The 21,322-nt window shown below is 73.3% G+C and carries 14 protein-coding genes; 4 read left to right on the top strand and 10 right to left on the bottom strand.

The features are described from left to right. Window positions 1–4: 4 nt before the first annotated feature. The 4 genes from ACZ4U1_RS22580 to ACZ4U1_RS22565 form a co-directional block, all read right to left on the bottom strand. Complete coding sequence (locus ACZ4U1_RS22580) at window positions 5–1,738, bottom strand: serine/threonine-protein kinase (protein ID WP_467905447.1); 1,734 nt, start codon at window positions 1,736–1,738, stop codon at window positions 5–7. Window positions 1,739–1,845: 107 nt separating this feature from the next. Then, window positions 1,846–3,690 (bottom strand): serine/threonine-protein kinase, encoded by a 1,845-nt coding sequence (locus tag ACZ4U1_RS22575; RefSeq protein ID WP_467905446.1) that lies wholly within the window; start codon window positions 3,688–3,690, stop codon window positions 1,846–1,848. A 162-nt stretch (window positions 3,691–3,852) separates the two neighbouring features. Then, on the bottom strand, window positions 3,853–6,555 hold the full coding sequence (locus tag ACZ4U1_RS22570; protein ID WP_467905445.1) for a protein kinase: 2,703 nt from the start codon (window positions 6,553–6,555) through the stop codon (window positions 3,853–3,855). Between the two features lie 133 nt (window positions 6,556–6,688). Then, window positions 6,689–8,770: a serine/threonine-protein kinase gene (locus tag ACZ4U1_RS22565; protein ID WP_467905444.1), complete on the bottom strand. Its 2,082-nt coding sequence runs from the start codon at window positions 8,768–8,770 to the stop codon at window positions 6,689–6,691. 170 nt (window positions 8,771–8,940) lie between these two features. On the opposite strand from ACZ4U1_RS22565, the gene ACZ4U1_RS22560 reads away from it, so the two are divergent. Next, window positions 8,941–9,996, top strand: a complete 1,056-nt coding sequence (locus ACZ4U1_RS22560; protein ID WP_467905442.1) for a serine hydrolase domain-containing protein — start codon at window positions 8,941–8,943, stop codon at window positions 9,994–9,996. Window positions 9,997–10,062: 66 nt separating this feature from the next. Here the strand turns inward: ACZ4U1_RS22560 and ACZ4U1_RS22555 are convergent, their stop codons facing one another. Then, a complete protein-coding gene (locus tag ACZ4U1_RS22555) occupies window positions 10,063–11,769 on the bottom strand; it encodes a glycerol-3-phosphate dehydrogenase/oxidase (RefSeq protein ID WP_467905441.1) in 1,707 nt (568 codons plus the stop codon). A 281-nt stretch (window positions 11,770–12,050) separates the two neighbouring features. Between ACZ4U1_RS22555 and ACZ4U1_RS22550 the strand changes: the two genes are divergently transcribed. Further along, window positions 12,051–13,259, top strand: coding sequence for a nucleotide sugar dehydrogenase (locus ACZ4U1_RS22550; protein WP_467905439.1), 1,209 nt, complete (start codon window positions 12,051–12,053; stop codon window positions 13,257–13,259). Window positions 13,260–13,634: 375 nt separating this feature from the next. Here the strand turns inward: ACZ4U1_RS22550 and ACZ4U1_RS22545 are convergent, their stop codons facing one another. From ACZ4U1_RS22545 to ACZ4U1_RS22530, 4 genes are all read right to left on the bottom strand, one after another. After that, window positions 13,635–14,759: a GuaB3 family IMP dehydrogenase-related protein gene (locus ACZ4U1_RS22545; RefSeq protein WP_208033807.1), complete on the bottom strand. Its 1,125-nt coding sequence runs from the start codon at window positions 14,757–14,759 to the stop codon at window positions 13,635–13,637. A gap of 116 nt (window positions 14,760–14,875) precedes the next feature. Next, entirely contained in the window at window positions 14,876–16,384 is a 1,509-nt protein-coding gene (gene guaB, locus ACZ4U1_RS22540; RefSeq protein WP_467905437.1) for an IMP dehydrogenase, read from the bottom strand. Window positions 16,385–16,547: 163 nt separating this feature from the next. Further along, the gene (locus tag ACZ4U1_RS22535) at window positions 16,548–17,135 is read right to left on the bottom strand and encodes a sigma-70 family RNA polymerase sigma factor (protein ID WP_030641278.1); all 588 of its coding nucleotides are present in this window, start codon (window positions 17,133–17,135) and stop codon (window positions 16,548–16,550) included. A gap of 1,039 nt (window positions 17,136–18,174) precedes the next feature. Beyond that, window positions 18,175–18,786, bottom strand: a complete 612-nt coding sequence (locus tag ACZ4U1_RS22530; protein WP_003948568.1) for a response regulator transcription factor — start codon at window positions 18,784–18,786, stop codon at window positions 18,175–18,177. A 381-nt stretch (window positions 18,787–19,167) separates the two neighbouring features. Here ACZ4U1_RS22530 and ACZ4U1_RS22525 point away from each other — a divergent pair, with 381 nt between their 5' ends. Beyond that, window positions 19,168–19,497 carry a WhiB family transcriptional regulator gene (locus tag ACZ4U1_RS22525; protein ID WP_030641276.1) on the top strand — a complete coding sequence of 110 codons (330 nt, stop codon included), beginning with the start codon at window positions 19,168–19,170 and terminating at the stop codon, window positions 19,495–19,497. 118 nt (window positions 19,498–19,615) lie between these two features. Here ACZ4U1_RS22525 and ACZ4U1_RS22520 read toward each other — a convergent pair whose 3' ends face one another. Beyond that, window positions 19,616–20,524, bottom strand: coding sequence for a LysR family transcriptional regulator (locus ACZ4U1_RS22520; RefSeq protein ID WP_467905435.1), 909 nt, complete (start codon window positions 20,522–20,524; stop codon window positions 19,616–19,618). Between the two features lie 80 nt (window positions 20,525–20,604). On the opposite strand from ACZ4U1_RS22520, the gene ACZ4U1_RS22515 reads away from it, so the two are divergent. After that, on the top strand, window positions 20,605–21,273 hold the full coding sequence (locus ACZ4U1_RS22515) for an MOSC domain-containing protein (RefSeq protein WP_467905433.1): 669 nt from the start codon (window positions 20,605–20,607) through the stop codon (window positions 21,271–21,273). Window positions 21,274–21,322: the final 49 nt, after the last annotated feature.

The following is a 21,322-nucleotide window of genomic DNA, read 5'->3' as shown; positions in this document are numbered from 1 at the left end:
CCGGTCACACACCCGTGACGGAGAACGTGTCGACGGCCACGTCGAAGTACTCCCGCGCCTCCCGCACCTGCCCGACCGGTGCCGACACCCACACGTCGTACAGCAGCCCGTTCTCCTCCCAGCACAGGTCGTAGGTGTGCCGGGGGCCCTCCGCCGCGCTGAAGCCGTCCCAGGTGAACTCCCAGAGCGCGGCCGGGTGTCCGTCGTGCGTGGTCCGGACGACCCGGCCGTCGTGGTAACCGGGGTTGGTGGAGGGCCCGTCGGCGGCCGAACGGTCCATCACTCCCTCGGGGCCGCCCGGCTGGGTCGCGCCGACCCTGATGCCCAGGCGGAAGGTCTCGCCCGGCGAGAGGTAGAAGACGCGCCGCCCTTGCGGGCTGCGGGTGAAGTCCTCCGGGACGGCGAGGGAGAAGCCGGCCGGGTCCCGGGCCGTGCGGTAACCGGAGGGCGCGGTGTGCGAGCCGGTCGTACCGGAGGTGGGCGCCGGCCGGGTGCCGGTCGGCGTGGGCGACGGGGGCGTACCTCCCGTACCGGTCGGCGTGGGCGACAGGGCCGTACCACCCGTACCGGTCCGGGTGGCCGGGGTCGTCGCCGTACCGCCCGGGGTGCCGCCGCCCCCGTCGCCGTCCCGGTGCAGCAGCAGCGCCGCGGCCGACACGCCGGCCCCGGCCAGCGCGGCGACGAGCAGCGCCGCCACGAGCAGCCCGCGCGGGGACGACCGCGCCGGGGCCGGTTCCGCCGGGGTCCGGGCCGGGGCGGGCAGCGGCGGTCCGCCGTACGGCAGGTCCAGCTCGGTCGGCGAGTACGGCGTCGGGGCCTTCGGGGTGCGGCCGGCGCCGATGCGGTGGATGAGCCCGCCGCCGTGCGCTCCGGCCGTGCTGTGGCCGCCCGGCGCGTCGGGCGTCCGGCCGGTCTCCAGGTACGTCCGCAGCATCCGCTCGGCGTCCGCCGCGCCCAGCCGCCGGTCCGGGTCACGCTCCAACAGGCCCCGTACGACGGGCAGCAGCGGCTCGGCCTCGGCCGGCGGGCGGATCTCGTCGGCGACGACGGCGTGCAGGATGCCGCCGAGCGAGTCGCGCCGGAACGGCGACTCGCCGCTGAGCGCCGTGCACAGCAACGCGCCCAGCGACCACAGGTCGGACTCCGGCCCCGTGCGCAGCCCGGACATCCGCTCCGGCGCGGTGTACTCGGGCGAGCCCACGAAGGACCCGGTCTCGGTGAGCGTGGTGGCGCCCTCGACCTGCGCGATACCGAAGTCGGTGAGCACGACCCGGTCGGTGCCGGACTCGATCAGCACGTTCGCGGGCTTGATGTCCCGGTGCAGGACACCCGCCTCGTGTGCGGTGCGCACCGCGCTGAGCAGGGCGATGCCGATCCGCGCGGCCTCGACGGCGTCGACCGGGCCCTGCCGGTCGATCCGTTCGGCGAGCGAGCAGCCGTCGATCAACTCCATGATGAGGTAGGGCCGTTCGTCCTGCTCCACCACGTCGTGCACCACGATGATGTGCGGATGCCGCAACTGGCAGACCGCGCGGGCCTCGCGGAACGTACGGTCGCGGCGGCGGCGCGCGTCGTCGTCCGGCAGCGAGTCGTCCCGCAGGAGTTCCTTGACCGCCACCTGGCGGCCCAGCACCTGGTCGCTCGCCCGCCACACGACGCCCATGCCGCCGCGCCCGACTTGTTCCTCCAGGCGGTAACGGCCCGCGATCAGCCGGAAGCCGGCTCCCTCGGTCCCCATGCGCCCCATCATGCCGCACGGGGCGCCCGCCCTCCGGGGCACCGCTCGGCCAAGACACACCGCGCAGCCTGCCATTTTCGGCCGACTCGGCCGCCGTCCGCGCCGGTTCAGCCCTCGTCCGGCTCCTGCCAGCTGCGCAACACCCAGGTGAACTGCTTGCCGGCCGTCGCCCAGTCCTCGGCCGGCGAGGACATGTAGATCGCGTACTCGGTGCCCCGGCGCGAGATGTACGTCTCCTCGGTCGCGCGGCGCGGGCCGGGCATGTAGGGCCAGTCCTTCTTCAGCGCCGTCCAGGTGTACTCCCACCGCGCGCCCTTGCGGTCGCGGTAGATGTTCTCCTTCATCGTGACGCGCCGGTAGTCGACCAGCCGCTGGAGCTGCTGCTCCAGGTCCTCCTGGTGGCGCAGGGGGTCGGCGAAGTCCGGTGAGCCGTCGATGGCGATGCGGACGAAGTGCCTGCCGTTGTCGGGCGAGTAGTCGATCTGCTTGAGGGCGCCCTTGTCGCTGAAGACCGTGCGCTTCCAGCCCTTGGGCAGGGAGAGGCTGAAGCCGAGCGGGTCGTTGTACGTCTTCCAGCCCGCCGGGATCGTGCCCTCGGTGCCGGCCGTGTCGGCGGGGGCCGGGGCCGGGCTGGTAGTACTTCCCGACCCGGTGTCCTGTCCGCCCCACTGCTGGATCGCCACCGCGCCGGCGCCGCCGAGGACCGCCGCCATGGCGACGACCAGCGCGAGGGTGCGCAGCCGGCGACGGGGGCGGGCGGGCGCCGGGCCACCGGCCGCCGGCGCCACGGCCGTGGGACCGGTCACGAGAGGGCCGGCACCGGCACCGGCTGCGCGGCCGTAGGGGGCGGAGCCGGAACCGTAGGGGGAGGGTGCGGAGCCGTAGCCGGAGGGGTTGGACCCGGAGCCGTAGCCGGAGACGGAGCCGGCGGAACCGTGGCCCGGGGCCCGCGTCCCGGAACCGGAGCCGTAGCCCCCGCCCGGCGTGCCCGAGCCGTATCCGGCGGCCCGCGTCCCGGAACCGGAGCCGTACCCGGTGCCCGGAGCGCCGCCGGGACCGGGTGCGGCCGGGCCCTGGCCCCGGCCCGTGGGTATGCCCGAGCCCTGGGTCGGGACGAACGCCTGTGCCCCGCGCGGCCGGCGGCCCTCCGCCGCCTCGGCGAGCATCTGCTCCGCCTCCTCCGCGCCCGGCCGCTGGGCCGGATCCTTGCGCAGCAGCGCGGCGATGACCGGGGCGAGCGGACCGGCGTGGCGCGGCTCGTCCGCGTCCTCCTCGACGACCGCCTGCATGGTGCTCAGCGGCGAGGTGCGCCGGAACGGCGAACGCCCTTCGACGGCCGTGTACAGCGTGGCGCCGAGCGCCCACAGGTCGGAGGCCGGGCCGGGGTCGTGGCCGCGCACCCGCTCGGGCGCGAGGTAGTCGACCGAGCCGACGACCTCTCCGGTACGGGTGATGGTGGTGTCGCCCTCGATCTGGGCGATGCCGAAGTCGGTGAGCAGGACCCGGCCGTCCTCGCCGAGCAGGACGTTGCCGGGCTTGACGTCCCGGTGCAGCACCCCGGCGGAGTGCGCGGCGCGCAGCGCCCGCAGCACCCACAGCCCGATCCGCGCGGCCTCCCGCGGCTCGACACGGCCCCGTTCCTTGACCGTGTCGGCCAGCGAGGCACCCTCGACCAGCTCCATCACGATCCACGGGCGGCCGTCGTGTTCCAGCACGTCGTGCACGGTGACGACGGCGGAGTGGTTGATACGCGCGGCGGCCCGCGCCTCGGCCCGGGTGCGGGCGAGCAGGATCGCCTGGTCGCTGTCGGAGACGTAGAGCGCGGCGGTCAACTCCTTGATGGCGACCTTCCGGTGCAGCACCTCGTCGTGGGCGCGCCACACCCGGCCCATGCCGCCGCTGCCGATGGAATCGGCGAGCCGGTAGCGGCCCGCTATGAGCAGGCCCTGCATCTGATTCACGTTGCCCCGCAATGCTCTTGACAGGGTCAGACTAAGGACCACCCTCCCCGCAGGGAACCAGCGGGGCCCCAAGGAAACCGCACTGTGACGATGGTCATTTCCGCGCGAGAAAGGGAACCGGACCGCTCCCCTCCCGCCCCGGATACGCGCTGCTCAACCGGTGTAGCGATACGTCGCGGTAGCCTGCTCGTACAGCCGTGTGACCTCGTCCCGGTCGGCCTCCGGGCCGCGCACCTGGACGATGTGGTAGCGGCCGTTCAGCAGCAGCGCCATGTTGCGCACGAACAGGTCCCGCCCCTGCCCGTCGGTCCAGGTGAACTGCCCCTCGGCCATGGTCCGTCCGCCCACCTCGATGGTCCGCAGACCGGTGGCCGTGGCCCAGCTGGAGTCGCGGTACGGCTGGAGTTCACGCTCCTTGTCCCGCTGGTAGACCATCGGATCGCTGCCGTACGCGGACGTGCCGTCCCGCCCCGGTACGACGATCAGCTCGAAGTTCCCGTGCGCGTACACCACCTGGCCGCTGCCGTTCTTCGGGCTGCGGTCCCAGCCCTCGGCGACGGCGACCTGGAAGCCGTCCGGGTCCTTGCGCAGGGTGAACCCGTCGGGGACGGCGGGGTCTCCACCGGTCTGGGTCTCGGTCGCGGGCGCGGAGGCGGAGGCGCCGCCTTCCGGCGCGCTCGGTCCGCCGGACGGCTGCCGGGTGTGCGAGGGCGCGGGGTTCGCCTGCCCGGCACTGCCGGTGCGCTCCCCTCCCGCGGCGCCGTTCTCGCCCTGCCTGGGCATGAAGAGCATCGCGTACGCGATCGCGCCGGCCAGCAGGAGCAGGATCAGCAGGAGCAGGGTCCGGCCGAGGCTGCGCGGTGAACGGGCGCCCTCCCGGGCGCGCTTGTGCCGGCCGTGCGGATGGGCCGCGGGCAGTCCGGCACGCCGCCGGCGCACCAGCTCACCGCGGCGCCGGACGATCGGCAGCCGGCTCGGGTCGGCTGGCGGCACGGGGACGACACGGGTACCGGCGTCCGGTTCGGGCGCGGAGCGCACCAGCGAACGCAGCCAGCCGCTCAGTTCCTCCACGTCCGGCCGCTCGGTGGGGTCCTGGCGCAGCAGCGACTCCACGACCGGGCGCAGCGGCCCGCACTCCTCGGCGAAGGCGGGCGGCTCGGCGCACACCAGTTGCACCAGCTCGGCCGTCGACTCCTCCGGGTACGGCGCGTGCCCCTGCACGGCCCGGAACAGCAGCGCACCCAGCGCCCAGAGGTCGGTGGCCGGACCGATCGGCGCCGCCAGCTGCCAGTTCTCGTGCACGGGGCCGGCCTGCTCCGGCGCCCAGCGCTCGGTCACCGGTCCCACCACGGTCATCCGCACCTGCCGCGCCCGCTCGGCGGCGAGCGCGGTCCCGGGCCCGCGACGCACCGTACCGGGCTCGTCCCACCGGCCGCCCGCCTGCGCGGGAACCGCGGGTGCGGGGGCGGCGGGGGCGAGTTCGGCGTGCGCCGGTACGGCACCCTGGCGCCCGGTGCCGGGCAGCGGCCGGTCCGCTCGGCCCGGCTCACCGTCCGGTGTCCGCCCCGGGCCGTACCCCTGCCCCGGCACGGACGCGTGCCCGGCGCCGGGACCGGCCGCGGGCAGGCCCGGCCGCTGGGCACCGCCGCCCAGGGACGGGGCGGTACCGCCGCGCCGCTCGGCACCGTGCCACGGGGCGCCCCGCACCCCGTAGGGGTCGGCTATCCGGCCGGGCGGCGTGGCGCCACCGGCTTGTGAGCCGTACGGCGGATACGTCGACGGTGCCGCGCCCTCGGTCCGGCCGCTGCCGGGGTCGTCCTCGGCGGGCGGACGGGCGCCGGGCAGGGCGGCGCGCCCGCTCTGCTGGGCCTCGTGCACCCGGGCGGCGGCGCGGGCACCCGCGCGGTACGCGGCGATGGCCCCGGCCCGGGCGGCGCGAACGTCGGCACCGCTGTCCAGGGCCGGCTGCCCCACCGGACCGGCCGCGCCGGACGCCCCGTTGGCACTCGGCGCCGGCAGTCCTCCGGCCGCCCGCGCCTGGATCGCGGCCCGCCGCGCGGCCTCGGGATCGACGTCCGCGGCGGAGTCGCCGGCGCCACCGGGTCCACCGGAGGCACCGGACACCGGCCGTCCGGGCGCGCCGGCCGGTGCTCCGAGCCCTTCCGGCCTCTCCGGCCCCTCCGGTCCTTCCGGTTCCGCGTCTTCGGGCGCCGGTACCGGGTCGTATCCGCTCAGCGCCTCCTCCGCCGCGCCGACCGCCAGGCCGGTCAGCATCACGCGGCCGTCGTCGCAGACCAGGACGGTGCGTACGGTGATGTTGCGGTGCACCCAGCCGTGGGCGTGCAGCACCCGGAGCGCCATGAGCACGTCGGAGGCGACCTCGGCCGCCCGGTACGGCGTCAGCGGCTGCTCGGTGAGCAGGGCGGCCAGCGGGCGCGCGGCCACCAGCTCGCTGACGATCCACAGCGAACCGCCCTCGGCGAACACGTCGAAGACCTGGTCCAGCCGGGGGTGGTCGGGGATGCGGGCGGCGGCCTGTGCGGCCTCCACGGCGCGCCGCACCGCCGGATCGGCGGGCTGCCGGGTGGCGGTCCTGGCCTCCGGTGCGCGGCGGGACCCGCGCTCCCGTGCGGTGAACCCCTGGGGCAGCCCCTCCGCGTCGAGCACCTCGGCCTCGACGACCTCCGGCAGCGGCACCTGCCGGACGAGGACTTCCTGACCGCTGTAGGTGTCGAAGGCGCGGGTCTCGGTGAGTTCGTACTCGTCGGACGGCGGCAGCGGCAGGCGGTAGCGGTCGGCGAGCACCCGACCCGCGTAGTCGTCCACTTTGCCTCCCCCGGCCGCCCGGTTGGTCATACCCGATCGCCTCACGGCCCGTTTCGCACACGCATGCGGCTGCGTACGGTCCGCGACCCTTCACGATACGTGCCGGAGGCAACCCGCATTGAGAGGATGACGGATTCTCACGTACCAAACCGGCGGACGGCGCCTACGACTTGGGTTCGAAGGACTTCGTCAACGTCTTCCAGGTGTCCTTGCGCAGATCGCCGTGCCAGTCGGCGCTCTTCGCGGTGTACATCAGCGCGTAACCGAGGTGGTCGTTCACCACGAAGCCCCGGTCGATCGTGCGGTACCCGGTACCGCCCTCGGTGTAGGTGAACTCCCAGTCGGCGGTGTTCCAGCCGCGGTAGTCCACCTTCTCGATACGGATCATGTGGTACTGGGAGCGCACCATGTAGCGCTCCTGGTTCTTCCAGTCCGCCACCGGGTCGTCCTTGGGCGTACCGGTCCAGGCGACGAGCAGCTTCTGTCCGCCGGGCCCGGTGTAGCGGTCGCCGGCGGTGCCGGCGGACTGGTACTTCCACCCCTTGGGCAGCCCGATCGAGTATCCCTGGCCGCCCTTGCGGGTCGAGACGACCGGAGCGCTCCCGCCGTCCTTCGACCCGGAGGAGCCGGACGACTCGGAGTCGGTGCCGGAGTCGTCACCGGACCGGCTCGCCTCGGCGCCGGCCGTGCCGTCCGACCCCGCACCGGTGCCGACGGACGCCGAGGTCGCGCCGTCCGTCCGCTTCCCGGTGTCCGTGCCGCCCCCGGCGTCCTTGTCCCGCTTGGCGGACGCGCTCGCGCTGCTCACGGCCTTGGCCCCGCTCGCGCCGTCCTTGTCACCGTCACCGTTCAGGGCGAAGGCCAGCACGGTCCCGAGCACCGCGAGCACCACCAGCACGGCGATGACCACCAGGGTGCGCTTGGGCACCACATCGGTCAGCGGCGCCCTCGGCACCGGCCGCGGCGGCAGGTCCAGGTCCGGCGGCGGCACCACGGGCCAGCCGGAGCCGGCCTTGTTCGCGCTGGAGTTCGGCACACCGGCGGCACCCGGGCCCGGACCCCCCGGCCGCACACCGCCCCCGGCCACCGGCCCAGCGGGAGCCCCGGATGCCCCGGAGCCCCCGAGAACACCGGACCGGGCACCACCGGACACCGCGCCCCCGGCAGTCGGCGCACCGCCGGCACCCGGCGCGGCCGTCGTGCCCGGCTCGCTCTTCGCCCGGGCCGCCGCCGCGCCGGTGGCCGCCCCGGCCGCCTTGCGGACCGACCGCAGGGCGCCGCGCAGCTTCTCCCCGGCCTCCTCGCCCCGCTTGCCCTCCGGCCCGCGGGCCTGCGTGGGCAGCGGCACCACCTGCGTGGCGTCCAGCGGCTTCGGCTCCGGTGCGTGGATCACCGCGTTGAGCATGGCCCGGGCGCCGGCGTCGTCGAGACGCTTGGCCGGATCCTTGGTCAGGAGGCCGTAGATGACGTCCCGCAGCGGTCCCGCGTTCTTCGGCTCCTCCAGCGGCTCGGTCATCACCGCGGTGAGCGTGGCGATCGCCGAACCCTTGTCGTAGGGCGGCGTGCCCTCGACCGCCGCGTACAGCAGACCGCCGAGCGACCAGAGGTCGGCCGCCGGGCCCGGCTTGTGACCGCGGGCCCGCTCCGGGGAGATGTAGGAGGGGGCGCCGACGAGCATGCCGGTGGAGGTGATGGACGGGTCGCCCTCGACCTGCGCGATACCGAAGTCGGTGAGCACGACCCGGCCGTCGTCGGCGATGAGCACGTTGGACGGCTTCACGTCCCGGTGCAGGATGCCCTCCCGGTGCGCGGAGCGCAGCACGTCGAGGATGGCGAGCCCCACCTCGGCGGCGCGCTTCGGCTCCAGCGTGCCGTCCTCGCGGATGACCTCGGCGAGGGACTTGCCCTCGACCAACTCCATGACGATCCACGGCCGGTCGTCCTCGTCGACCACGTCGAAGACCGTCACCGCGCTGTTGTTGCGGATCCGGGCGATCGCCTTGGCCTCGCGCAGGGTGCGCGTGATCAGGCGCCGCTTCTCCTCCTCGTCGATGTTCGACGGGAACCGCAGCTCCTTGACGGCGACCGTCCGGCCGAGGGTCTCGTCCTCGGCCCGCCAGACCGTGCCCATGCCGCCACGGCCCAGCACGTCTCCCAGCCGGTACCGCCCGGCGAGGAGACGCCGCTCGCTCTTGTCCTGACGAGTCTCCTGACGAGATGTACCCGCCCGCTCCGCCTCCGACATGCGTCCCCTCATACAACCCGCCCTGACAGAGCCTCCATTGTCTCTCACCCGACAAGTGCCCGACGCCCAGGGTGCCCCTGGCCCTGGCCCGCCCCCGGAGCACGGGAAGCCCCCCTGAAGCGAGCGTTCCGCTTACCGGGATGATGGGCCGTAAGAAGGGAGGAACCGGGATGCCGACGCTTCGGACAGTCCTGTCCATACCGGTGTCTCTGGCGTTGCTGCTCGCCCCGGCCGCGTCCCAGGACACCTCCCCGGCCGCCGCCACGGACTCGGTCCTGCCGCTGCTGGTCAACGACGGCAGGGCACCGGCCGCGGCCCTGCTGACCCGGGACGACGACGGGGACGGCGTCCGCTCCCGCTACGCGTCAGCCGGCGAGGGCATCGCCCGCGCCGACCACTTCCGCGCCGGCAGCATCACCAAGACCTTCATCGCGACGGTCGTGCTCCAGCTGGCCGCGGAACACCGGCTCTCCCTGTCCGACACCGTGGACCGGTATCTGCCGGGACTGCTCCACGGGCGCGGCACCGACGGCCGGAGCATCACCCTGCGGGCCCTGCTCACCCACACCAGCGGACTGGCCGACTTCACCGAAACCACCCGAGGCACCGTGCCCCTGACCCCGCTTCAGGCGGTGCGCATCGCTCTCACCCTCCCTCCGGCCCACCCGGGCCGCTTCTTCTACTCCAACACCAACTACGTCCTGCTCGGCCTGGTCGTCCGCCAGGTCACCGGTCACTCCTACGCCGCCGAGGCCGAGCGCCGCGTCATCGCTCCGCTGGGTCTGACGGGTACCTCCTTTCCCGGGGCCCTCAGGTCACTGCCCTCCCCGCACGGCCGGGCCTACGCGGCCGACGGATCCGACGTCACCCGGCTCGACCCGCGCGTGGCCGGCGCGGCGGGTGAGCTGGTGACCACGCTGGCCGACCTCGACCGCTTCTACGCGGCTCTGCTCGGCGGCCGGCTGCTGCCCTCGCACTGGCTGCGCGAGATGCTCGACACCCGTGCCGCACACGGCTCGTACGGCATGGGCCTGTTTCCGGAGAAGCTGCCGTGCGGCACCACCGTGTGGGGGCACAACGGCCGGATATCCGGCAGCTACGTGCGCAGCGCAGCCACCGCCGACGGCCGCCGTGTCCTCACCTTCCGGGTGAACACGGACGCGATCGCAGACCCCCGCCCCGAACCGTCCCTGCTCGCTGCCGAGTTCTGCCCTCGCACCTGGTAGAACGCCCGGGGTTCGAGCGGAGATCCCGAAGTCGTCCACCCGTTCGAGTGAACCTCTGCCGGGGACCTACAGCGGCACGATGTCCGGCGCGCCCAGCCTGGCCGCGTCCGCCGTCTGGTCGTCCGGCTGGAGCTGGGACTCCCGCTCGGCCTCCACCCGCTTCTCGTAGTGCTCGACCTCGCGCTCGATCTGGTCCTTGCCCCAGCCGAGGACCGGCGCCATCAGCTCGGCCGCCTCGCGGGCGCTGCGGGTGCCCCGGTCGAAGGTCTCGATGGAGATGCGGGTGCGGCGGGTGAGGACGTCGTCCAGGTGCCGGGCGCCCTCGTGCGAGGCCGCGTACACCACCTCGGCGCGCAGATAGTCGTCGGCGGCGTGCAGCGGCTCGCCGAGCGAGGGGTCGGCGGCGACGAGGTCCAGGACCTCCTCCGCCATCGAGCCGTACCGGTTCAGCAGGTGTTCCACCCGGACCACGTGCAGTCCGGTGCGGGCGGCGATCCGGGCTCGCGCGTTCCACAGGGCCTGGTAGCCCTCCGCGCCGAGCAGCGGGGTCTCCTCGGTCACGCAGTCGGCGACGCGCATGTCCAGGCCGTGCACCGCCTCGTCGACGGCGTCCTTGGCCATCACCCGGTAGGTCGTGTACTTGCCGCCCGCCACGACCACCAGCCCCGGCGCCGGATGGGCCACCGTGTGTTCCCGGGACAGCTTGCTGGTGGCGTCGGACTCGCCGGCGAGCAGCGGGCGCAGCCCGGCGTACACCCCCTGCACGTCGTCGCGGCCGAGCGGCACGGCGAGCACCGAGTTGACGTGTTCCAGCAGATAGTCGATGTCGGCGCTGGACGCGGCCGGGTGTGCCTTGTCCAGGTCCCAGTCGGTGTCGGTGGTGCCGACGATCCAGTGCCGGCCCCACGGGATGACGAACAGCACGGACTTCTCGGTGCGCAGGATCAGGCCGGTGGTGGAGTGGATGCGGTCCTTGGGCACGACCAGGTGGATGCCCTTGGAGGCGCGGACGTGGAACTGCCCGCGCTCGCCCACCATGGCCTGCGTGTCGTCGGTCCACACGCCGGTGGCGTTGACGACCTGCTGGGCGCGGATCTCGTACTCGCCGCCGGCCTCCACGTCCTGCACCCGGGCGCCGACGACCCGCTCGCCCTCGCGCAGGAACCCGGTCACGCGCGCGCGGTTGGCCACCTTCGCGCCGTAGGACGCCGCCGTGCGCACCAGGGTGGCCACGAAGCGGGCGTCGTCCATCTGGGCGTCGTAGTACTGCAGGGCGCCGACCAGGGCGTCCTTGCGCAGGCAGGGGGCGACACGCAGGGCGTGACGGCGGGTCAGGTGCCGGTGCACGGGCAGGCCCCGGCCGTGGCCGCGGGCCATCGACATCGCGTCGTAGAGGGCGACGCCCGAGCCGGCGTACAGCCGCTCCCAGCCCTTGTGCTGGAGCGGGTAGAGGAACGGCACCGGCTTGACCAGGTGCGGGGCGAGGCGCTCCAGGAGCAGGCCGCGCTCCTTGAGGGCCTCGCGGACCAGGGCGAAATCGAGCATCTCCAGATAGCGCAGGCCGCCGTGGATCAGCTTGCTGGACCGGCTGGAGGTGCCGGACGCCCAGTCACGGGCCTCGACCAGGCCGGTGGACAGGCCACGGGTGACGGCGTCCAGCGCGGTGCCCGCGCCCACCACCCCGCCACCGACCACCAGCACGTCCAGCTCGCGCTCCGCCATCGCCGCCAGTGCCTCGGCGCGCTGCGCCGGCCCCAGAGTCGCTGTCCTCACCGCTGCCTCCCGCTGTCGCACACTCGCTCGCGTCGGCCGCACCCGGTGGGCGAAGCCCGGTTCATGCCCTCCTCATGCCCAAATTCTGACCGGGTTGCCCGGCTTCAGCCACCACGGGCTCCCCACCTGTGGACAACTCGCGCACAACCACGGGAAGACACACGAACACAATCACACATAGCGGTCATATGTGTACCTAGTCTGACAGTGCGCTCGCTCTGCTTGTCCACAGCGGTTGCGCACCTGTCCCGCTTCGGCTACTGGGAAGGACGGCTCACGCCATGCCCGCAGACCTCGCCGTCATCGGACTCGGTCCCTACGGCTTGCCGCTCGCCCAGGCCGCCGTCGCCGCCGGCATCGCCACGGTCGGCTACGCCACCGGCCCCGAGGCCGGCTCGCTCAGCCCGGCGGAGCTGCGCCGGATGCACTCCGCCGGATTCCGGCCCGTCACCGACGCGGCCCAGCTCGGCCGGGTACGCACCGCGGTGATCTGCGCGCCCACCCCGCGCGGCACCGACGGCGCCCTCGACCTCGCCCAGGTCGAGTCGGCCGCCCGCACCCTGGCCGCACGCCTGCGGCCGCACACCACGGTCATCCTGGAGTCGCCCGTGCTCCCGGGGACCACGGAGGACTTCCTGCGCCCGCTGCTGGAGGAGGGCTCGGGGCTGCGCGCCGGCCGCGACTTCCACCTCGCCTACGCCCCCAGCCGGGTCGACCCCGGCAGCCGCGACCACACGCCCGCCGGCACCCCGAAGGTCATCGGCGGTCTCACCCCCGCCTGCACCGAGTCGGCCGCCGCGTTCTACGGCCGGCTCACCGACAAGGTGGTCCGCGCGCGCGGTCTGCGCGAGGCGGAGGCCGTGCAGCTGCTGGAGACCAACTTCCGGCACGTCAACATCGCGCTCGTCAACGAGATGGCCGTGCTCTGCCACGAGCTGGGCGTGGACCTGTGGGACGTCATCCGGTGCGCGGAGACCAAGCCCTTCGGCTTCCAGGCGTTCCGGCCGGGCCCGGGCGTCGGCGGGCACGGCGTCCCGCAGGACCTGACCGGGCACGCCACCCGCACCCTGCGCATGGTCGAGCTGGCCCAGCAGGTCAACAGCCGGATGCCCCGGTACGTCGTCCAGCGCGCGGCCACGCTCCTCAACGAGCACGGCAAGTCCGCGCGCGGGGCCCGCGTCCTGCTCCTCGGCGTCACCTACAAGCCCGACCTCGCCGACCTCCAGGGCACCCCCGCCCAGGAGATCGCCGTACGGCTCATGGGGCTGGGCGCGGCCGTCAGCTACCACGACCCGTACGTGCCCGCCTGGAGCGTCCTGGACCGGCCCGTGCCGCGCGCGGACTCCTTCTACGAGGCGGCAGCCGACGCCGACCTCACGATCCTGCTCCAGCAGCACCGGACGTACGACCTGCAGGGGCTCTCGGTGAAGGCGCAGCTGCTGCTGGACACGCGGGGCGCCACGCCCACGGGGGCGGCGCATCGGTTGTGAAGGGGGGCGCGTGGGGGTGTGGGGGCCGGGGGTTGGTGGCGTGGGGATTCGGCGCCGGTACCTTGGGGACAGGTGGAGCCCACCGCAGCAGGCACTGCGGCAGGCTCCGGAGAAGTGATTGGAGTGTCACCCCTGGTTCGCGTGGGGGTGGCCGCTCACTTCCCGTTGATCCACAAGACACACCTCCTCCGGAACTTCACCAGCCGAAGCCGGATGCGGTCCCAGTGGGTGGGCTTGCGGTGGCGTCCCATGGGCGCCCTCACACACAACGCGGCCCCCGCCAAGGCCCAGCCGGCTGAACCCGGGCATGCGAAAGGGCCGGTCATCCACTCGGGATGACCGGCCCTTCAGGCGTCGTAACGACCGCTCCGACGACTACCGCCGGTGCTGGCTGTCCGCCACCGTCACCTCGACCCGCTGGAACTCCTTCAGCTCGCTGTAGCCGGTGGTGGCCATGGCGCGGCGCAGGGCGCCGAAGAAGTTCATCGAGCCGTCCGGAGTGTGGGACGGGCCGGTGAGGATCTCCTCGATCGTGCCGACCGTGCCCAGGTCGACCTTCTGGCCGCGGGGCAGCTCCTCGTTGACCGCCTCCATGCCCCAGTGGTGGCCCTTGCCGGGCGCGTCCGTGCCACGGGCCAGCGGGGAGCCCATCATGACCGCGTCGGCGCCGCAGGCGATCGCCTTGGGCAGGTCGCCGGACCAGCCGACGCCGCCGTCCGCGATCACGTGCACGTACCGGCCGCCGGACTCGTCCATGTAGTCCCGGCGGGCCGCGGCCACGTCCGCGACGGCCGTGGCCATCGGGACCTGGATGCCCAGCACGTTGCGCGTGGTGTGCGCGGCGCCGCCGCCGAAGCCCACGAGCACACCCGCGGCACCCGTGCGCATCAGGTGCAGGGCCGCCGTGTACGTGGCGCAGCCGCCGACGATCACCGGGACGTCCAGCTCGTAGATGAACTGCTTCAGGTTCAGCGGCTCGTGCGAGGAGGACACGTGCTCCGCCGAGACCGTCGTACCCCGGATGACGAAGATGTCCACGCCCGCGTCCACGACCGCCTTGGAGAACTGGGCGGTGCGCTGCGGGGAGAGCGCGGCCGCGGTGACCACGCCGGAGTCGCGCACCTCCTTGATGCGGGCACCGATCAGCTCCTCCTTGATCGGGGCCGCGTAGATCTCCTGGAGGCGGCGGGTCGCCTGCTCGGCGGGCAGCTCGGCGACCTCGTCCAGCAGCGGCTGCGGGTCCTCGTACCGCGTCCACAGGCCTTCGAGGTTCAGCACGCCGAGGCCGCCCAGCTCGCCGATGCGGATCGCGGTGGCCGGGGAGACCACGGAGTCCATGGGGGCGGCCAGGAACGGCAGCTCGAAGCGGTAGGCGTCGATCTGCCAGGCGATCGAGACCTCCTTCGGGTCCCGCGTACGGCGGCTGGGGACGACGGCGATGTCGTCGAAGGCGTACGCCCGGCGGCCGCGCTTGCCGCGCCCGATCTCGATCTCAGTCACGTTGGTGGCCTTTCCCTATGCGTTGCAGCGCCTTCCAGTATCGCCGACGGGTACGACAACGGCGGCCCCGGATGCTCCGGGACCGCCGTGGTACGAGCCTCACGCGCGCGTGGGCGTCACCGCTTGCTGCTGTAGTTGGGCGCCTCGACCGTCATCTGGATGTCGTGCGGGTGGCTCTCCTTCAGGCCCGCCGAGGTGATCCGCACGAACCGGCCGCCCGCCTGCAGCTCGGGAACCGTCTTGCCGCCGACGTAGAACATCGACTGGCGCAGGCCGCCGACCAGCTGGTGGACGACGGAGGACAGCGGGCCGCGGTAGGGCACCTGGCCCTCGATGCCCTCGGGGACCAGCTGCTCGTCGGAGGCGACGCCCTCCTGGAAGTAGCGGTCCTTGGAGAACGACTTGCGGTCGCCACGGGACTGCATGGCGCCGAGCGAGCCCATGCCGCGGTACGACTTGAACTGCTTGCCGTTGATGAACAGCAGCTCGCCCGGGGACTCCTCGCAGCCCGCGAGCAGCGAGCCGAGCATCACCGTGTCGGCGCCCGCGACCAGGGCCTTGGCGATGTCGCCGGAGTACTGCAGACCGCCGTCGCCGATCACCGGGACACCGGCCTCGCGCGCGGCCAGCGATGCCTCGTAGATCGCGGTGACCTGCGGGACGCCGACGCCGGCGACCACGCGGGTGGTGCAGATGGAGCCCGGTCCGACGCCGACCTTGATGCCGTCCGCGCCCGCGTCGACCAGGGCCTGGGCGCCGTCGCGGGTGGCGACGTTGCCGCCGATGACGTCGACGCCGGAGGAGTTCGACTTGATCTTGGCGATCATGTCGCCGACCAGACGGGAGTGGCCGTGCGCGGTGTCCACGACGATGAAGTCGACACCGGCCTCGATCAGCGCCTGGGCGCGCTCGAAGGCGTCACCGGCCACGCCGACCGCGGCGCCGACCAGGAGGCGGCCGTCGGCGTCCTTGGCGGCGTTCGGGTACTTCTCCGCCTTGACGAAGTCCTTGACCGTGATCAGGCCCTTGAGGACGCCCTCGTCGTCCACCAGCGGCAGCTTCTCGATCTTGTGCTTGCGCAGCAGCTCCATGGCCTCCGGGCCGGAGATGCCGACCTTGCCGGTGACCAGCGGCATCGGGGTCATGACCTCGTGCACCCGGCGGCTGCGGTCGCTCTCGAAGGCCATGTCACGGTTGGTGACGATGCCGAGGAGCTTCTTGTCGCCGTCGGTCACCGGGACGCCGCTGATGCGGAACTTGGCGCACAGCGCGTCGGCCTCGGCGAGCGTGGCCTCCGGGTGGATGGTGATGGGGTCGGTGACCATGCCGGACTCGGAGCGCTTCACCAGGTCGACCTGGTTGGCCTGGTCCTCGATGGAGAGGTTGCGGTGCAGGACGCCGACGCCGCCCTGGCGGGCCATCGCGATCGCCATGCGGGACTCGGTCACCTTGTCCATGGCGGCGGACAGCAGCGGGATGTTGACCCGCACGTTCTTGGAGACGTACGAGGCGGTGTCGATCTCGTCGGGTGCCATGTCCGACGGGCCCGGCAGCAGCAGCACGTCGTCGTAGGTCAGCCCGAGTGTCGCGAATTTTCCGGGCACTCCGTCGACGTTGGCAGTCATGACACCTTCCCCAAATGGCCTTGATCGGTGCGGATGTCCATGCTAACGGGAAGCGTCGCTAGCAAATTCCACGGTAAGGGGTCGCTTCAGGCTTCGTATGTTCATACGGAACCGGTGGCGCACCTGTTCAGCGAAGGAGCTACGGCGGCTCCACGCACGGGGATTACTGTTCGGCGAGCGCCCTGAGGCGGCTCAGGGCCCGGTGCTGGGCCACGCGGACCGCGCCGGGTGACATTCCCAACATCTGCCCCGTCTCCTCCGCGGTCAAGCCCACCGCGATGCGCAGCAGGAGCAGCTCGCGCTGGTTCTCGGGCAGGTTGGCCAGCAGTTTCTTGGCCCACTCGGCGTCGCTGCTGAGCAGGGCGCGCTCCTCGGGGCCGAGGGAGTCGTCGGGCCGCTCGGGCATCTCGTCGGACGGCACCGCGGTCGACCCGGGGTGGCGCATCGCCGCGCGCTGGAGGTCGGCGACCTTGTGGGAGGCGATGGCGAAGACGAACGCCTCGAAGGGGCGGCCGGTGTCGCGGTAGCGGGGCAGGGCGAGCAGGACGGCGACGCAGACCTCCTGGGCGAGGTCCTCCACGAAGTGACGCGCGTCGCCGGGGAGCCGTGACAGCCGGGTGCGGCAGTAGCGCAGCGCCAGGGGGTGCACATGGGCGAGCAGATCGTGCGTGGCCTGCTCGTCCCCGTCGACGGCACGATGCACGAGCGCACCGATCGCCCCATGGGCCGTGCCCGCCTCGTCGTCGCGCATCGGTCCATGGTGCCCTGCGGCCGTCCGGTCCGTCGCATCGTGTTCGTGGTTGTGCACCGAAGCGTTATGAGCAGGTGCGCCGGCACTCATCCCCTGCGCCCTCCCCTTCCGCTCGACCGACTCGTCCCCGAGAGACTCCACATCTCAAGGATGCGGCATCGGCGCCGAAACGAGCAGCGCCCGTCCGGCGGGCCGCCTTGCGCACGCCCCTCCAGGGGGTTCCCGGGGGTGGTGCGACGGCGCACACGGGCACCTCTTGAGGCGGTTTCGCACCCCGGCAGACGCCGCCTCGCGCCGGAGCCTCCGGGGTGCGACGCGTACGACCGAGGCGTAGGCCCGCCTGTCCGCGCGTACGGCGATGACCCCCAGGAGGGCCCCGAGGGCTCCCTGCCCGGCGCGCTCCCCCGGGTGCTTCGAGGGATGCGCCGCAGCGGCATCGGCACGGCCTCCCGCGCCCCTATCAAGGCGCGACCTGGTCAGAGCGCGCCCACCACACCCGTGTACGGCACGGCATCCCGCCGTCGGCCCGGGCTTCCGTGGTCGGCGCGGAGCCCGCACGGGCACCGCCGAAGAGCATGCGAGCGCCGGACCGGGGCGCCCACGGGCGGCGAAGGAACGCGCCGGGCCGAGGCGTACACGAGCACTCAAGGAGCACGCCGGACCGGAACGCCCACGAGCACCGAAGGAGCACAGCGGGCCTGAGTGCACACCAGCGCCGAAGGACCGCGCCAGGCCGGAGCCCGCACGGCGCCCCGCCATGCACCGGGGCGCTTCGGGGTCCGGGAAAAGCGGCGCCGTACCGGAACGCCGCACCGCTGCCGCTCCACGGCCACGACTCGCCGTCCAGAGCCGGACCGCTGCCGGTCCACGGCCACGACTCGCCATCCGGAGCCGCACCGCTGCCGCTCCACGGCCACGACTCGCCGTCCGGAGCCGGACCGGCCGCCGCGAAGCCGGCCGGCCGCCCGTGCGGGAGCGCCGGGCGGGAGCAGGGCCGGGTGGTGACCGGTGCCGGGCGGCCCGCAGGGCCTCGCACCGGTTACCGGACCAGTCCCCAGCGGAAGCCGAGGGCCACCGCGTGGGCCCGGTCGGAGGCGCCGAGCTTCTTGAACAGGCGCCGCGCGTGCGTCTTGACGGTGTCCTCGGAGAGGAACAGCTCACGCCCGATCTCGGCGTTCGAGCGGCCGTGGCTCATGCCCTCCAGGACCTGGATCTCGCGCGCGGTGAGCGTGGGCGCGGCGCCCATCTCCGCCGAGCGCAGCCGGCGCGGGGCGAGCCGCCAGGTCGGGTCGGCGAGCGCCTGCGTCACCGTGGCCCGCAGCTCCGCGCGCGAGGCGTCCTTGTGCAGGTAGCCGCGGGCGCCGGCGGCGACCGCGAGGGCCACGCCGTCGAGGTCCTCGGCGACCGTGAGCATGATGATCCGCGCGCCCGGGTCGGCCGACAGCAGCCGGCGCACGGTCTCGACGCCGCCCAGACCGGGCATGCGCACGTCCATCAGGATGAGGTCGGAGCGGTCGGCGCCCCAGCGGCGGAGGACTTCCTCGCCGTTGGCCGCCGTCGTCACGCGCTCGACACCGGGCACGGTCGCCACCGCGCGGCGCAGCGCCTCTCGGGCAAGCGGGGAGTCGTCGCAGACGAGGACGGATGTCATGACCGCCCTCCGCAGCTGATGCGCGTCACCTTGAGCCTCCAGGCTGGTACGGAATCGTCACCTGTGCGGTCGACCGTCTCGGACGCCTGCCCGAGCGCTTGTGGTTTCAACCGCCTCCGCACTCTCAACGACGGTCACTCGAAAGAGTTACGGCTCCGCGTGCCGTCTTCGGCACTCTACGTGAGGGGACCGACACGGTGCAGACATGCCCAACGGACTCTCAACTTTTCATCACAACCTATGCCCCATTCGGCCCCTTTTCTTCCCGTTTCGCAGTGTCCGGGGCTAGATTCGCAATGAGTCATATTTTCATCTCCTTAGACCGGAGATGTACGGTCGTTGGCACCGTATCCGCCCAGAACGGCGACAAGGGGTCACGTAATGGCAGATTTCTCCCGCCTTCCCGGACCGAACGCGGACCTGTGGGACTGGCAGCTGCTGGCTGCCTGCCGCGGGGTGGACAGCTCGCTCTTCTTCCACCCGGAGGGCGAGCGCGGGGCGGCTCGGAGCGCTCGCGAGAACTCGGCCAAGGAGGTCTGCATGAGGTGCCCGGTCCGTGCGGAGTGCGCGGCGCACGCGCTGGCGGTGCGCGAGCCGTACGGGGTCTGGGGCGGACTGACCGAGGACGAGCGTGAGGAATTGATGGGGCGGGCACGCAACCGCCTCGTGGCGGCGTCGACCACCAGCGGGGACACCGCCTCAGATCACTGAAGGAACGTTTCTGCAAGCATGGGCAGCCCTTCCTTCCCTACCGGGCACGCGCGCGCGTGCCCATGACTCTGCCGCCGTACCCGCTGCCGTACCCCCACGTGGACCCGCCGCCGTACCCCTACGCGCGCCCGGCCGGCCGTGCCGCCCGGGCCAGTTGTTCCAGCGTCGCCGACACGGCCGGCACCTGTGCCAGGTCGGGCAGGGTGAGGGCGACGATCTCCCGCCGTACCGCCGGTTCCAGCCGTACCGTGCGCACGCCCCGCGGCCGTACCGACTCCACGGCCAGCTGAGGCAGTACGGCGACCCCGAGGCCCGCGCCGACCAGGCCGACCACGGCCGGGTAGTCGTCGGTGGCGAAGTCGATGCGCGGGGTGAACCCGGCCCCCTCGCAGACCTCGATCAGCTGGCCGCGGCAGCGCGGGCAGCCCGCGATCCAGGGTTCCTGGGCCAGCTCGCCGATGGCGACGGCCTCCGCGCGCGCGAGCCGGTGCCGCTCGGGCACCAGGGCGACCAGCCGGTCCGTCAGCAGGGGGCGTACGACGAGGTCGTCCCACTCCTCGGCGACCGCCGCCCCCTCGTAGCGGAAGGCCAGGGCCAGGTCGCAGTCGCCCTCGCGCAGCAGCTCGACGGAGCGCGGGGGCTCGGCCTCCTCCAGGGAGACGCGGGTGCCGGGGTGGGCGGCGCGCAGGGCGGCCAGGGCGGTGGGGACCAGGGTGGAGCTGCCGCTGGGGAAGGAGACCAGCCGGACCCGGCCCGCGCGCAGGCCGGCGATGGCGGCGACCTCCTCCTCGGCTGCGGTCAGCCCGGCGAGGATGCCGGAGGCGTGCCGGACCAGGGCCTCGCCGGCCTGGGTGAGGCGCATCTCGCGTCCGGTGCGGACCAGCAGCGGGGTGCCCACGGAGGTCTCCAGGGCCTTCATCTGCTGGCTGACGGCGGGCTGGGTGCAGCCCAGCAGGCGCCCCGCCGCGGAGAAGGATCCGGTGGTGGCGACGGCGCGCAGGACGCGGAGATGACGGGCCTCGATCACCTGTCGAGCATAAGGCAGCCTTGGATCGGGTGCCCGATAATGCGTCGACACTTTGGGACCCGATCACTTACCGTGCGGGGATGAAGCTTCTTTCCGTCAATCTGGGCAGCCCGCGGCAGGTCACCTACACGAGCCAGCCGGAGGGCCTGACCGGCATCGACAAGCGCCCGGTCGAGGGGCCGGTGCGGGTGGCGGCGCCGGGCCCCAAGGGGGTCGGCGCGAGCGGGCTCGCCGGGGACGCGGTGTGCCACACGCGCCACCACGGCGGGGACGACCAGGCGGTGTACGCGTACGCCCGCGAGGACCTCGACGCGTGGGAGCGGGAACTCGGCAGATCGTTGGCCAACGGTTGCTTCGGCGAGAACCTGACGACGGACGGCCTGGACGTCTCCGGGGCACTGATCGGCGAGCGCTGGCGGATCGGTTCGGAGGTGGTGCTGGAGGTGACCTCGGGCCGCATTCCGTGCAACACGTTCCAGGGCCATCTGGGCGAACGCGGCTGGGTCAGGAGGTTCACACAGAAGGGCGCAACGGGTGCCTACCTCCGGGTGATCGAGCCGGGTGAGATCCGCGCGGGTGATCCGGTGGAGATCGTGCACCGTCCGGACCACGGGGTGACGGCGGCGATGCAGTTCCGCGCGGTCACCACCGAGCGGGAGCTGCTGCCGCGGCTGCTCGCGGCGGGCGAGGCGCTGCACCCGGAGACGCTGGCGCGGGCCCGGGAGTACGTGGCGGAGCACGGGGCCTGACGTTCCGTCAGAAAGCTGCCGGGGAGTGGGCGCGCGGGAGCGGAGGCTG

It is taken from the genome of Streptomyces sp. NPDC028928 (assembly GCF_055564915.1).
The sequence above is the reverse complement of the archived record's forward strand: the minus strand, read 5'-3'. Positions and strand labels throughout refer to the sequence as shown.

Coding starts and splice junctions, on each gene's coding strand:
- ACZ4U1_RS22580 (WP_467905447.1), bottom strand. CDS start 1,738: ATGGGGACCGAGGGAGCCGGCTTCCGGCTGATCGCGGGCCGTTACCGC.
- ACZ4U1_RS22575 (WP_467905446.1), bottom strand. CDS start 3,690: ATGCAGGGCCTGCTCATAGCGGGCCGCTACCGGCTCGCCGATTCCATC.
- ACZ4U1_RS22570 (WP_467905445.1), bottom strand. CDS start 6,555: ATGACCAACCGGGCGGCCGGGGGAGGCAAAGTGGACGACTACGCGGGT.
- ACZ4U1_RS22565 (WP_467905444.1), bottom strand. CDS start 8,770: ATGTCGGAGGCGGAGCGGGCGGGTACATCTCGTCAGGAGACTCGTCAG.
- ACZ4U1_RS22560 (WP_467905442.1), top strand. CDS start 8,941: ATGCCGACGCTTCGGACAGTCCTGTCCATACCGGTGTCTCTGGCGTTG.
- ACZ4U1_RS22550 (WP_467905439.1), top strand. CDS start 12,051: ATGCCCGCAGACCTCGCCGTCATCGGACTCGGTCCCTACGGCTTGCCG.
- guaB (WP_467905437.1), bottom strand. CDS start 16,384: ATGACTGCCAACGTCGACGGAGTGCCCGGAAAATTCGCGACACTCGGG.
- ACZ4U1_RS22535 (WP_030641278.1), bottom strand. CDS start 17,135: ATGCGCGACGACGAGGCGGGCACGGCCCATGGGGCGATCGGTGCGCTC.
- ACZ4U1_RS22530 (WP_003948568.1), bottom strand. CDS start 18,786: ATGACATCCGTCCTCGTCTGCGACGACTCCCCGCTTGCCCGAGAGGCG.
- ACZ4U1_RS22525 (WP_030641276.1), top strand. CDS start 19,168: ATGGCAGATTTCTCCCGCCTTCCCGGACCGAACGCGGACCTGTGGGAC.
- ACZ4U1_RS22515 (WP_467905433.1), top strand. CDS start 20,605: ATGAAGCTTCTTTCCGTCAATCTGGGCAGCCCGCGGCAGGTCACCTAC.